This is a genomic window from Secundilactobacillus paracollinoides (genome assembly GCF_001702155.1).
Classification (GTDB): domain Bacteria; phylum Bacillota; class Bacilli; order Lactobacillales; family Lactobacillaceae; genus Secundilactobacillus; species Secundilactobacillus paracollinoides.
Map to the genome: position 1 here is coordinate 1,397,102 of NZ_CP014912.1, position 13,366 is coordinate 1,410,467.

Here is a 13,366-nt window from a genome sequence, read left to right on the forward strand (position 1 = left end):
GAAGTGTGTTTTAGGTTAGCTGTAGAATAAAACAACAAAACTAGCTTGTAATGCCGTTAAATAGGCTTTATGATAATAGGACTAAAGGGGCAATTTTAAGGCTATTTTGGTAGTTGGAACCTAAATTTGGTCGGTAACACTTTAGATAAGGAGTCTTTCCACAATTGAACGAGTAAGATGTCGCTTCTTAGCGAAATAGACCAATACAGGCAGTCTACTTGTTCCTTAATCGATACTATCAAGTCGACCTTAGTATGAAGCATAGCTATTAATAGCATTAGCAGCAGTCAAGGGCGAAGTTCTCCGCGAACAAGGGTTAATGCAATTGTGATGCTTAATCTGGGCAATAAGTAAGCTCAATGTTAGTGGAATGGCCCAATTTGGCACGGAGCCGTGGTGTCGACATCAGTTGGCGACCGTATTTTGGTCGGTTACTGATGTGCGAGACGATGAAGATCCATTCGAGAGCTGCGCAGCAGAAATCAAATTAGCTTCATCGCGAGCCACCACGACGGAGTGCCAAATTGCGGAATGCAACGAACTGATTAACTGATTATTCACACTTCAAAGGGAGAAACAAGTTTCAAGCAAAGGGGGAGATTGGGTTGCTTTGGCAGCTAGGTGTCAGGCTATTCATCATCTTCTGGGTGATCGTGGCGTTCTTCGCAATTTGGGTGGCGCGTTTCTACTACGCGACTAGAAAGCGTACGAACGACTACTTCGATGATCCGGACCTTAAACTACAGTATTTTATACAAGAACAGGTCAATTACCGCGGCAAGGTGATCGGCTATGAATGTTTATTACGCCAGCAGCACCACGACGGCACGTGGACGCTGCCCAAGCAACTGGCAGGGATGCCGTTGCAACGGGTGGTGGTTCTCTTGGAGGAGACGTTCCGGCACTTACCAGTGGTGCATTACAGTCTATCGATCAACCTCACCTACGAGCAGATCATGGATCCTAACTTTCCATTGTTTGTCAGGTGGGCAATCAGTAAGATCGACCCGATGGACCTTGTGATCGAGTATCACGCAACGCAGCAACTACATAGTATTAGGCAAAAACAATTTATGCGTCAGATCACTAACGCAAAAGAGTATGGGGTTCGCATCGCCATTGACAACGCTGATTCAGAATTGACGAGTCTGCACAATATCGAGTGGCTGCTGCCGGCAGTCGACATTTTGAAATGTTCCATGCGGTCGTTTCGAAAGGAAGACCCGAATGTCTGGCTCGATTTAAATCTGCAATTCTGGAACAATTTGGCTAAGGACAACCACATATCTCTGTATTTAATGGGCATTGAGGACGCCAAGGATGAGGCCCTCGCCGAACAACTACAGATCGATTTTCGTCAGGGATATTTGTTTGGCAAGCCAGTCAATGAGATTGAGACTGGAATTGAGGCGACAGGCCATGCAACAGACGCACACCACAACGATCAAACCCTGCAAGTCACCGTCAACGACGGCGGCGACGCCACAGCCGACCCCGTCAACGGGCGACCGTGCTAAACAGCAATTGTATACGGACCTTTTCTTTGAAAAAGGGCACTGGGGACTCAAAATCAAGGAGTCGCTGGTGGCCTTGTTTGGCTTAATTTCGATGATCGTGCCGATCGTGATGACAGGCATTATTTTGACGCACCGGTCGATTCGTCTGTTTGGCGTCACCATTGATCTTCGTGGTGGGATGTATACGTTCGGATTCTTAGGGATTATCCTGCTGTTTTGTTTTGCGGTCACCGCGGTGTTTGCGATTTCGATGGTCCTGATTCAAAATCGAAAACGAGAGCGGCTGATCGAACAGTGGCCGACGTTTGATCCGTTGGATGAGCGGAACCGTGAGACTGAGTTGACGAAGTTCATGACAAAACGATTTGGTGAAGAGAAGTTTCGGCAGAACGTCCGGTTGTATCGGGTTCAGCCAGAACAAAATTTGGATACGCACGAGTTAGCTGAAATGGGCCAGGTCGATAAGGATAAAATTCTGGCAGAGCGTCAGGCCGAAAGAGAGGCCCTTGAGGAAGTGGGTGAGCGGCGTGCTTAACGGTATCTTTTCAACGAATTCGTTTGGTGACATTATACAGTTTTTAATGCTGATTCTGTGTTTATATCCAATCGTCGGCTCGTTCTTTTGGTTCTGGGGTGCGTTGTCGTACCGGTTCTTTAAAATCAACAAATGCGATGATTGGCACAGACTTAAGCCCGAAGACCAGCCGTTTATCACGATTATGATTCCCGCCCACAACGAGGAGATCATGATCGAACAAACCATTACCTATTTGTTTGAAAATCTGGATTACGAAAATTTTGAAGTGCTGGTCATGAACGATGGGTCGACCGACCATACCGCTGATATCGTCCACCGGTTGATGACAAAGTACGATCGGTTAAGGACTGTTGAAATCATTAAGAATAAGGGCAAGGCACACGCGTTTAACATCGGGATGTTCTTCGCTAAGGGCGAGTATATTTTGAGCAACGATGTCGACACGATTCCTGAACCAGAGGCGCTGATGAAGTACATGAATTTCTTCATTCACGACCAGGACATGAATACGGCTGCGGTGACCGCCAACATGGACGTGCAGAATCGAACGAGCATGCTGGGCAAGTCGCAAACCGTTGAGTTTTCCAGTATCGTGGGCGTTATCAAGCGTAGTCAGAGTGCCGTCAACGATTCCATGTACGCGTATAGCGGTGCCAACACGTTGTACCGAAAGAGTTCCCTGATTGAGGTGAATGGATTTCGGCAGGACCGGGCAACTGAGGATATCAGTGTGGCCTGGGACCAGCAAGTTAGCGGCAGTGTCCCACGGTTTGCCCCCAATATTATCTTCCATATGAACGTTCCTGAAACTGTGAAGGACCTCTATCATCAGCGCAAACGCTGGGCGCAGGGCGGCACGGAAGTCTGGTTAACCAACCTGAAGCCGTTTTTACGTCATCCCTTTCAACGGCGGTTTCAAATGTCGATGTTTATTGACTCAACGCTGTCCATCGTTTGGTCGTTCTTCTTTGTGATCTCGAGCCTGATCTTCGGCTTCTCCATGGTTAGTTTTCTGTTACAGGGTGACTGCAACTGTTTCTTCAAACGCTTTGCATGGCCTGCATCGTTGTGGCATTTGAACTTGTGGCTGGGTTGGTCCAGCTGGTGACAGCGCTGTTACTTGATCATCGAGGGGCCAAACTGAAATACTTGCCATTTGCACCGTTATACATGTTGTACTACTGGATGGTGAATCCCTTTACGGTTGTGACGACGTTTATTCCTGCGGTGAAAACAATTTTTGGCGCTGGATCTGGGACCTGGGTCAGTCCAACGCGGCGAAAGTTTTCAGAGTCGAAGAAGTAAACTGAATTTTTATACACATTACGGTCGGCCATTTTTCTGTTGGCCGTTTTTCTAATCAGCAAATTAAGTTGAAAAAATTTTGCGATTAACCAAGAATAGGTCAACGCCTTATCATGCATGGCCTGGTGGGACATTGTTGACGCCCTTAACAAGTCGATTCACATTAAAATAACCTAATAAAATTGTTGACAAGCTGCTGAACCCTGATTATGATGGGGTCATAAATTAATAAACGCTATGAGAAAGTTGAGTAGCGATTAGGTGTCCGCAAGCGAGCTTCGTTTGGTGAGAGGAAGTGGGACACTAGTCGTGAAAATCCCTTTTGAGCGATGTACCGAACATCAGTAACGTACATTGGGCACACCCATTATCGTGTTAGCGTATCGCAGTTATGCCGTACGTGAAGAGGTTACATCAGCAATGATGCAACAATGATAAGGTGGTAACGTGCAGAGGCACCCTTAATTTAGACAATCGTCTGAATTAGGGGTGCCTTTTTGATTACATAAGGACTCATAGAGAAAGCGGGTGGTTTCAGTGGAAGATCAGATTAGTGGCATTAGCCAGATTCAAATTTATAGGTTACAGGTCGTTTGCGTCATCAAACATAATATGGGGGTCTTCAGTTATGGAACCAGTCAAAGATTTAAATCCAAAGCCTTTAACAGGCAAACAGTATTTCGTTGTTAGCTCAATGCTTTTCGGGCTCTTCTTCGGAGCCGGTAATCTTATTTTTCCAATTCATTTAGGGCAGCTTGCCGGGGGTCACTGGGTGTTAGCGACAGTCGGCTTCCTGGTAACCGCCGTGGTCTTACCACTCTGCTCCGTTCTGGCCGTTAGTGTGACCCATTCAAAGGGTGTTTATGACATTGGTCGGCCGCTGGGACCAGCGTTTGCGTTAGGCTTCATGGTCCTGATCCACGCCACCATCGGCCCGTTGTTTGGGACACCACGGACAGCCACGATTCCATTTTCAGTCGGTGTTCAGCCATTATTGCCCGCTAGTTGGGCGCACGTGGGTCTGTTTGTATTCTCAGCATTGTTTTTCGGAGCAGCCTTTCTCGTTTCCTACAAGGAATCCAACATCATGAATTCCGTTGGGAAAGTGCTCAACCCACTATTTCTTGTGATGTTATTCGTCGTCTTCCTCATGGGATTCGTTCATCCCATGAGCAGCGCTGGCACTCAGGCCGTGACCGCTGCATACAAGCACGCTTCCTTCTTTAACGGGTTTTTGGAAGGGTACAACACGATGGATGCCCTGGCCGGATTGGCCTTTGGGGTCACGGTCGTTACGGCTGTTAACCAGCTAGGCAAAACGACCGCTAAGAGTAACGCTAAAGTAACTGCCAAAGCTGGTGTTTTCGCCACTGGCATGATCGGCGTGATCTACGTTGGGTTGATCTGGTTGGGCGCCACAACGCTTGGCCGGTTCACGGTCTCCGCGGATGGTGGGACGGCTTTTAATCAATTGGTGACCTACTACATGGGTGCCTTTGGCCACGCACTGTTAGCCACTCTGCTGACAGTGACTTGCCTGACCACTGCCGTTGGGTTGATTGCTGCATTCGCACAAGATTTCCACAAACATTTTTCACGGTTCAGTTACCGTCAATGGTTAGGCTTCATGGCCCTAGCGTCATTTCTGACCGCTAACTTCGGCTTGGATACGATCATCCAGTGGTCAACACCAATGCTGATGTTCCTGTACCCATTCGCAATGGTGCTGATCTTGCTGTCGATCTTCTCACCACTATTCCATCGCGACCCAGTAGTCTACCTGTTCGTCGTGGTCTTTACAGCGGTACCAGCATTCCTGGATATGATGGCATCGTTCCCGGCTGTTGTGAGTCAGAGTGCCTTAGGAAAGGCATTGGCTGGCTTCCAACAAAGCGTCTTGCCATTCGCAAATCTAGGCATGGACTGGGTCGTCCCAGCGGTTGTCGGTGCGGTACTTGGGTTAGGCGTTCACTTCTTGAGACCGGTATTTGCAGGTAAGCGGGATGTGAATTCGGCGCATGTGAGTGGTCGTTAGAGTTTGGAGCGAGGCGGTTAAGGGGCGGAGCGTAAGTAACTCTGGCAGAAATGCCTGAACTTGGCATTTTTGCCAGAGTTGCTTACGTAGTAGCCCCTTGCCTCGCGAAACACGTTTCAGCGTGGCAGCCTAAGAGCTCGACGCCAGAGGCACTCATCCAAGAAAAACCACAATTCTGAATTTGATATATGTGCCGAAGTTGCATATACAATAGGCTTTCACCTCATGGAACAAGAAATTGTCTAGAAGTGACAGCCAGGCACACCAAAAAATACTTTAATTTGTTTTCCAACCTTAAATCACACATAGCAATCTAAACAACAAACACATAGTCTCACCTTAACCAGCAAAATAATAGCGTCACTGACAGGCGTCAAGATTGAGCGGTTAAGCGAAAACACCCCTGTACATCTGACTGTGTACGGAGGTGTTTTTTTCTGCTTGATTTCTTAAGAACCAACTAAGAAATACCTGTCTAACATCGTTCCTAAGCCCGTCATATCAGGCTCATGGTACAATGAATCCAGCATCAAATGAGTGAAAAAAGGGGAGATAAGCACCATGTCATTACTAGCTATTATTGTAGACATCATTGCGTTAGGCGGCTATTATTTCCAGCTGAACGCCGCAAGTGTTGGCGTGTATTGGGTTGGCTTTATTTTAGAAATTATTTTAACTCTGATCTTGATTGTCTTTTGTTTCAACTACAAAGGACGTCGTTTCCGGAATCCGTGGATCTTTGGGTTTTACATGGCGACTTTGCCGTATGGGATTATTTTGATTTCGATGGTGCTTAATTTGATTATGGTATTTCTTTATGGGTTGAATGTTTTTGGTGTGAATTCGGTGGTGTTTAGCGGGTATTAGAGAGTGGAGGAAGGCGGGTTAGGGGCGGTGTGTAACGGACTCTGGCCGAAAAGTCCGGGCCTGACTTTTTGGTCAGAGTCCGTTACACGTTAGCCCCGTGCCCGAAACTCGTTTCGGCGTGGTGGCCTAGCAAGCCGGATTGATTACCACGCTTGATAGTTAAGCACTAACCTTAAAACCCACCCTCCAGGTAAATGGAAGGTGGGTTTATTTTTTCGATTAGTTCTGGCGACGTGAGTTCTGGCCACATAGCGGAAACGTGTTCCGCGAGGCAGAAGGCTCCTGTGTAAGCAACTCTGGTCAAAAAAGTCAGACCCGGACTTTTCTAACCAGAGTTACTTACACTCCGCCTTCTAACCGCCTCGCTCCACACTCTATTTTATTGCCTTCTGATCCGTCTCAGGTCCCCAAATGCCAATCACAATGGCAGCAATAATGGCCATCGCAGCGATTCCATAAAAGATAAACGATGCTGAAACCTGGGTGATCATGAACGCAACTGCGGTTGGCATCAGGACGTTCAGCAGCTTTGAGATCCCGTTTGAGATCCCGGCACCGCGGAACCGGTGGGTGGTCTCGAAGAGCTCGTTGTTATACACACTCACAACCGTCGCAACCAAGATGTACAGGGTGACTGTCAATAGAAAGCCGTTGATCAGGATTCCCGCCGTGGTCGTTTCATAAGCGTAACCAATCCCTAAGATTGCGGTGGCGATAAAGCCAGTTAGAATCACTTTTTTTCGACCAGCGCGGTCAACCAGTGCTGCACCAATGGCTGCACCGATTGGCGCGCCAATCATCATAATGGCTGAGAAGCCGATTGAACTGACAATGTTGATGCCGCGATTCAAAAGCAGTGTTGGTACCCAGGAGGTAAAGGTGTATTGGCACAGCAGGGTTGCACTAACGGCGACGATGGCGATAAATAGCCCGTGCGCAAAACTAATGTGGCTCGTCGGTTCGGCCTTGTCGGTGAATTCATCCTCGTCGTATTGGCCGCGTGTCGTTAATTCGTTGATAATCGTTTCCGCTTCTTCGTTGCGGCCCTTCGCCAACAACCACCGCGGTGATTCTGGGAAGTGACGACGCAGCAGCCAGAGCAAGAGCGCCAGAATCCCCATGATGATGAACATGGACCGCCAGCCAAATTTTGGAATGGCGAAGGTGGCAATCAACAGCGCAATTGGTGCCCCAGTGTTGGCAACGATGGCGTTCATACCTGACCAATGACCACGTCGTTTGATAGGCGCAAATTCGTTAACGACCGCGTACCCGGTCACGATTTCAGCACCCAACCCAATGGCGGCAATGAAGCGGCAAATGATCAGTAAGGTGATGTTGGGCATGAAAGCTGCGAGTAGGGTGAACGCGCCGAACAGTAAGAGGTTGATCTGGTACGATTTTTTGCGACCGAAGAAGTCACCGATGTATCCAGCAAGAATAGATCCGATGAACAGGCCGAGAAACCCGCTGGATAGGAACGTGGAGCCCTGCTGAATCGTCGCGAACTTCTGGGCGATCATTGTACTATTAATGGCGCTGGCCATGTACACGTCAGCGGCATCAAGAATCATGCCGGCACTGGCGAGCGCGAAGACCTTGTAAAACAGGGGTGTTTCGCGGGCAGTGTTCAATTGTGTTTCCAAGTTGAGTGCGTTAGTTGCCATAAATGAACCCTCCAATATGTGTTAGTCATGTGATGTGAACGCTATGTTTGGCGCTTGAGGAACGCCAGAAATGCTTGATGATGCTGATAAGTAGGTGCTATGTGTCGGGTGGTTGACCCGTAAGGTTTGAGATATATGTTTGGAAAGATATGGTTTGAAGAGTGTTGCTAAGTGAGCCTAATATGTGTGATGGCGCTATGTGTGGCATGATGCTAAATAATCTATGGATTGAGACTATGTGTTTTCATGAAGTTAAATGACACTATGTTTTGTATCTATGTGTGTGATGATTTGGATGACGCTATGTGTGACGCAATCAGTCCGTCATGTACTGTGCCATTTTCTCTGGCGCGTAGGCAGCGTCCCGAGCGTTGACCTTGTCTAATCCGACAAAGTCGTTGAACTTGGTAAAGGTGATCATCCGGTCCTCGAAGGACTTGGTCGTGCCTTCGCGTTGCAACGTTTGGATCAACTGCTCCTCGGCGTAGGCTTGGGTGTAAGTCATGGCGGTTGGGTGAACGACGATGTTGAAGCCTAATTTTTCCAAGTCTTCAGACCGTGTTAACGGTGTTTTGCCACCCTCAATCATGTTGGCCATTAACGGCGTGTCCGGAAAGGCATCGTGAATCTGTTGGAGTTCATCGATGCTGCGTGGTGCTTCAATGAAGATGAGGTCAGCACCGGCGGCTTTGTACCGCCGACTGCGTTCGATGGCGTTATCTAACCCGTAAACGGCGCGCGCATCGGTCCGGGACATGATGAGAAAATCATCGTGCTTGCGAGCTGCCTTAGCTGCCGCAATCTTTGCTTCGAGGACTTCAGTTGGTTCGACCTTTTTGCCATCCATGTGGCCGCAACGTTTCGGCCAAACCTGGTCTTCAATGAAGATGCCAGCTGCGCCAATGGCTTCGTAACTTTCAACGGTACGGCGGACATTATCGAGGTCGCCGTAACCGGTGTCTGCGTCGGCAAATACTGGGATGGTTGTGGCGTTAATGATTTCGCGGCAACGATTGAGTGCGATGCCGAAATCGCTGATACCTCGGTCAGGCATGGCTAAGGTTGAAGCGCTGGTGGCGTAGCCGGCTGAGAAGATGGCCTGAGCGCCACTGTCTTCTGCAATCTTGGCGGCTAGCGCATCTGGCGCAACCATCATCCGCACGATGTGGCCACTCATGACGGCCGTTTTAAAGGTATGACGCATTTGATCATTTTTCAGCATAGGTGGTGTCCTCCTTCAATAACGTTTGTAACGCGGTGTGTTGCGCCTGCAAAGCCTTGTCAGCGAGGTAACCGGTGTCAAGCCAACCGGTGATACCGCTGATCTTGGTCGTTTCCGGCGTCCAGGTGGCGAGTAGCGGTAGGTCATGATCCGAGCTGACTAACGCTTGTAGATCGGCCGTTGTGTAATGGTCGATAATGATGGCATCGGCGCCTGCGTTTGCGAGGTAGTGCATCCGCTGGCGGGCACCGTCAATGCCGTAATCCCAAATGCCTTCAAGTTTGATCCATAATTGGGTAGCCGGATTCTCAAGGCTATCCTTAGCGGCCCGCGCCTTGCCCAGCAGGTCAGCTGGTGTTGTGGTGGTTGGCCGTTCCAGGTTATGGGCAGGATAGGTTTGGTCGTTTAGCAGTAAGATGTCACCGCCGGATCGTTCCAACTCTTGGGCGGCGTAGAAGGTGTTCAGCGGATTGCCGAACCCTGACTGCAGGTCTGCGATAAGCGGTGCGGTTTTCTTTAGCTGCATGTCGCGGAGAAAGGCGGCGTACTCTGAAATGGTGAGCAGGCCGGGATTTTCCTCAGCCAGTAGGGTTTTTGTCGCCAACGTTGCGTCCAGTAGAATCGCTGGTGCCTCGCTGTTGGTGAGTAAGTTCAGTGTGTTGCCGTCGCCAACTGCCGGAATTAATTGGCCTGGTGCTGTCTGTAATGTGCTTAGTAATGTCATTTTCGGTTCCTCCTTGTCCTTGCCGTAACCATGAAAAAACGCCCTTCAAAGATATTGTCTTCGAAGGGCGCATTGATATGCACGGTACCACCTTGTCTTTACTACAAATTGTAGTCTTAACGAGCATGCCCGTAGGCAGATTCGTCGGCCGTGATAATGGTGGCACCCATTAGATACTTCGTTTGTCGCATCTACAGCTCCGAGCTTACTTTCCTGACAGTGGGTCGCGTTCTCACACCAACCGAACGCTCTCTTGGACCTGAAATCAGTACTCCCTGCTCTTCATTGCTTTTAATCATTTTTTAATATACGAGTAGTGTAACCGATGATTTTCTCATTGTAAAGCCATTTTTAATAATTATTTTTGAAACTAGCTTGAAAATCCTGCCAATTCAACGAAATTTAGCGTAAACTTTTTTCAAATACCAGACCGGAGGAACAAAAAATGCCAAACGAAATTGTGGAAGATGTCACGATTGGATTGGACGATGTCGAGCCTAATACGACCTACGTGAACTGTGAGGTGGGGTACGCCAATCATAACAGCGATGTGAGCGACGTGGTGTTTGACCACTGCACCTTTAAGCAGCATAACTTCAGTAACGGCGCGTGGGTCGACAGCGTCATCAAGAATTGTGATTTCACCAACGCGGATTTTACGCGAAGCTACTGGTTGCGCTGTCAGTTACAGGATGTCAAGCTGATGGGTGCCAATTTCGGTGATTCGGCCATCAAGAAGTTGACGGTGACGAACTGTGTTGCGGATTACTGCAATTTTAGCGATAGTAAACTGACCGATTTTTCGGCCACTGGCGACCGGTTTATTGAGAGCTATTGGAATAACGTGACGTTTGCGGGGCAGGCAGTGTTTGCTGAGTGCAACTTAACGGATGCTGATTTTATGGACAGCAAGCTGAAAGGTGTGGATCTGAGCACGTCCCAAGTTGCCGGGATTCGATTGAATCTGCAACTGGCGCGGGGATTGAAAGTATCGACGTTTCAGGCGGCGGATATTTTGGCTGGGGTTGGCGTTGAGGTGATTTAATCAATTTGCCGATGCAAAATATGATCAAGCGCGGTTGGCTGGTCTTTTAACAGTTGTAATAACCGACGCGCACTACCACGAGGTTTTGTTTTTCCAGTCTCCCAAGAGATGACGGTTCGTTTCCGTATACCCATTATCCACGCGAAGTCTTCTTGAGTAGCATGTGTTTTTTTGCGAATTGCGGTAATGCTTTTGGGTGAGTAGTCAGGTATTTCAACATTCTCAAGCACTATTGTATTTGTAATCACGTGATTTGGTTCACCTCGTAATTCGGCTTCGAATTCTTCAAGACTCTTCTCGATATCACTTTTATGCGTCAATTTAATAGTCCTTTCACTTAGTTAATAATTAATTACGTTAACCATTTTAAGATACCAATTTCTGAAATAAATAACAATTAATTGGACTATAAAAACACCCAGCAATTGATGTGTCGATTGCTGGGTGTTCTCTTCTCTTTCATCTAATTATCCGCCAACCCATCATTATCCACATCTTCACTAGGCGTCGGAATATGTTGTCCGCCATCCTTCAACCGCCCCTCCTCATGGGCGATTTTCTCGCCAAGGTAGGCAATCGTTTCATCCATTGCTTGGCGTTGCGCAATGGTTTTATCGCGGGTCGTCCGCAGCAGCGTGATCATCTCAGTAGTTGGCATGCCCGTAAAAATGGCCTTGATCTCTTCGACCGACAGGCCAGCGCGCCGGTACATCGCGATTCGATGCACGGCTGATTGTTCGACTGGGGAATAGTCACGGTCACCGCGGGCGTCGCGCTTAGGTGTCACGAGACCTTTTCGTTCATAAAATCGCAGTGCGTAGGTCGTCAGGCCACTTTCAGCAGCCATTTCTTGAATGCGCATCAAAACCGTCTCCTTTTATGTTGACTTACACCAAGTGTAACCGAGTAAACTGGTTTAGGCAATTAGGATTAGGGAGGCCGATACATGGCAACTACAGCAGAAAAACAACAAAATACAGCAATGCACGCATTCGCACTATCCAACGTCATGGTTGGACTGGAATCAACAATCGTGGCCACTGTCATTCCGGCCATTGTGGACGAATTACACGGTATTCGGTTAATGAGCTGGGTCCTGACCGCATACCTGTTAATGATGGCGGTCACGGCACCTATTTGGACGAAACTCTCTGAGCGGTACGGGACGAAACGGTTAATGATCATTGGGACAACGATCTTTGTCTTGGCTTCAATTACTGAAGGGTTATCGGTCAACATGTACATGCTGATCGTGGCGCGGTTAGTGATGGGTATCGGCGCTGGCGCAATGGCGCAGTTACCGTACGTGATTTACGGGACACAATTGCCGACCGAAAAACGGGTGAAGGCAATCGGTAACGCCATTGGCGCCTATTCGATTGCTTCTGCCATTGGGCCACTGATCGGTGGCTGGATCACGGATAGTATCGGCTGGCGCTGGGTATTCTTCATCAACGTGCCAATCGGACTTCTGATGATCTGGCTGATCGTGCGCAACTACCATGAGCAGTTCACACCGAATCGGGAGACCATTGACTACCGCGGGGCGCTGAGCCTCTCTGTTGCCATCATTTCACTGATGCTGATGATTCAAGAACTTGGTGCCCAGAACCCGAAAATGGTCGTTGTGGCGGTCGAAGCCGTCATTGCTATCGTGGTTGGCGCCTACTTCTTCTGGACGGAACGTCACGCAGTTGACCCGATCATCCCAATGAATTTGTTTGGCAACCGGTCGTACATGGCCAAAAATGTGATGATGTTCTTTCAGTACGGCATGGTCAGCTTTGTGAACAGTTACATTCCGATGTGGGGGCAAGGCATCTATGGTCTGTCAGCGCTGAAGGGTGGTTTGATTCTGGTGCCATCGTCCATTCTGCTAGCGGTTGGAACTCGGATGGTGAGCCCGTTAATGGCAAACAACTCTGAGAAACGGTTGATTCGAACTGGGAGTTACGCCATGCTGCTGGCCATTGTGATTTTGGCAGTGGTCCAGCAAACGTCTAGTGTGTGGTTCCTAGCCTTAGCTGGCGCAGTGTTTGGTATCAGTACCGGAATCGTCAATGGCACCTCGCAGGTAGCCGTTCAGGATGCCGTGGCGCAGGACCAAATTGGTCCAGCAACAGCGTTGAATTCACTGATTCGGACGATTGGGTCGACGATGGTGCTGTCCATGTTGTCACTGAGCCTGAACACGACGTTTAAAAACGCCATTAACGCGCACCATGGCAAGATTCAGATCAACCAACTGAACGCCATCAGCAGTTCGGCTTCGGCAGCTGATCTGCCAAGCAAACTGGTACCGTTACTGCGGACCATTTTATATCAGGGCTTCCATTACCTGGCCCTGTGGAGCGTTTTATTCATGGCACTGAGTATTCTGTTTACCTATGTGGATCCGTGGAAAACGCGGGATAATCTGAAGTAATTCAAAAAGCAACCCACCATT

General features: G+C 48.7%; 11 protein-coding genes, 1 pseudogene and 2 other annotated features. Of the genes and pseudogenes, 7 read left to right on the forward strand and 5 right to left on the reverse strand.

Translation table 11 applies throughout. The features are described from left to right. Window positions 1-605: 605 nt before the first annotated feature. The 5 genes and pseudogenes from AYR61_RS05835 to AYR61_RS05855 all read left to right on the forward strand — a co-directional run bounded on the left by AYR61_RS05835 (window position 606) and on the right by AYR61_RS05855 (window position 6,262). Window positions 606-1,517, forward strand: coding sequence for an EAL domain-containing protein (locus AYR61_RS05835; RefSeq protein ID WP_065902123.1), 912 nt, complete (start codon window positions 606-608; stop codon window positions 1,515-1,517). Next, complete coding sequence (locus AYR61_RS05840; protein WP_225353079.1) at window positions 1,420-2,052, forward strand: hypothetical protein; 633 nt, start codon at window positions 1,420-1,422, stop codon at window positions 2,050-2,052. The genes AYR61_RS05835 and AYR61_RS05840 overlap by 98 nt, the downstream gene beginning before the upstream one ends. 46 nt (window positions 2,053-2,098) lie before the next feature. Then, window positions 2,099-3,360 (forward strand): annotated as a pseudogene (locus AYR61_RS05845) (glycosyltransferase family 2 protein). Between the two features lie 228 nt (window positions 3,361-3,588). Beyond that, window positions 3,589-3,826: a binding site (T-box leader), on the forward strand. Window positions 3,827-3,988: 162 nt separating this feature from the next. After that, complete coding sequence (gene brnQ, locus AYR61_RS05850; RefSeq protein WP_056987038.1) at window positions 3,989-5,395, forward strand: branched-chain amino acid transport system II carrier protein; 1,407 nt, start codon at window positions 3,989-3,991, stop codon at window positions 5,393-5,395. 561 nt (window positions 5,396-5,956) lie between these two features. Continuing rightward, window positions 5,957-6,262, forward strand: coding sequence for a hypothetical protein (locus tag AYR61_RS05855; RefSeq protein WP_054707337.1), 306 nt, complete (start codon window positions 5,957-5,959; stop codon window positions 6,260-6,262). Between the two features lie 374 nt (window positions 6,263-6,636). On the opposite strand, the gene AYR61_RS05860 is transcribed toward AYR61_RS05855, so the two are convergent. The 3 genes from AYR61_RS05860 to AYR61_RS05870 all read right to left on the reverse strand — a co-directional run bounded on the left by AYR61_RS05860 (window position 6,637) and on the right by AYR61_RS05870 (window position 9,875). Next, complete coding sequence (locus AYR61_RS05860; protein ID WP_054711890.1) at window positions 6,637-7,929, reverse strand: MFS transporter; 1,293 nt, start codon at window positions 7,927-7,929, stop codon at window positions 6,637-6,639. 316 nt (window positions 7,930-8,245) lie between these two features. Next, window positions 8,246-9,151 carry an isocitrate lyase/PEP mutase family protein gene (locus AYR61_RS05865; RefSeq protein WP_156319366.1) on the reverse strand — a complete coding sequence of 302 codons (906 nt, stop codon included), beginning with the start codon at window positions 9,149-9,151 and terminating at the stop codon, window positions 8,246-8,248. Beyond that, window positions 9,138-9,875: an isocitrate lyase/phosphoenolpyruvate mutase family protein gene (locus AYR61_RS05870; RefSeq protein WP_065902125.1), complete on the reverse strand. Its 738-nt coding sequence runs from the start codon at window positions 9,873-9,875 to the stop codon at window positions 9,138-9,140. The genes AYR61_RS05865 and AYR61_RS05870 overlap by 14 nt, the downstream gene beginning before the upstream one ends. Before the next feature lie 60 nt (window positions 9,876-9,935). Continuing rightward, window positions 9,936-10,170, reverse strand: a binding site (T-box leader). 150 nt (window positions 10,171-10,320) lie between these two features. Here AYR61_RS05870 and AYR61_RS05875 point away from each other — a divergent pair. Continuing rightward, window positions 10,321-10,920 (forward strand): pentapeptide repeat-containing protein, encoded by a 600-nt coding sequence (locus tag AYR61_RS05875; RefSeq protein ID WP_054711884.1) that lies wholly within the window; start codon window positions 10,321-10,323, stop codon window positions 10,918-10,920. On the opposite strand, the gene AYR61_RS05880 is transcribed toward AYR61_RS05875, so the two are convergent. Continuing rightward, window positions 10,917-11,240 carry a helix-turn-helix domain-containing protein gene (locus AYR61_RS05880; RefSeq protein ID WP_054711883.1) on the reverse strand — a complete coding sequence of 108 codons (324 nt, stop codon included), beginning with the start codon at window positions 11,238-11,240 and terminating at the stop codon, window positions 10,917-10,919. The two genes, AYR61_RS05875 and AYR61_RS05880, sit on opposite strands and share 4 nt — an antisense overlap. 143 nt (window positions 11,241-11,383) lie before the next feature. Beyond that, window positions 11,384-11,782 carry a MerR family transcriptional regulator gene (locus tag AYR61_RS05885; RefSeq protein ID WP_054711880.1) on the reverse strand — a complete coding sequence of 133 codons (399 nt, stop codon included), beginning with the start codon at window positions 11,780-11,782 and terminating at the stop codon, window positions 11,384-11,386. 84 nt (window positions 11,783-11,866) lie between these two features. Here AYR61_RS05885 and AYR61_RS05890 point away from each other — a divergent pair, with 84 nt between their 5' ends. Continuing rightward, window positions 11,867-13,345, forward strand: coding sequence for an MDR family MFS transporter (locus tag AYR61_RS05890; RefSeq protein WP_056987037.1), 1,479 nt, complete (start codon window positions 11,867-11,869; stop codon window positions 13,343-13,345). Window positions 13,346-13,366 lie beyond the last annotated feature (21 nt).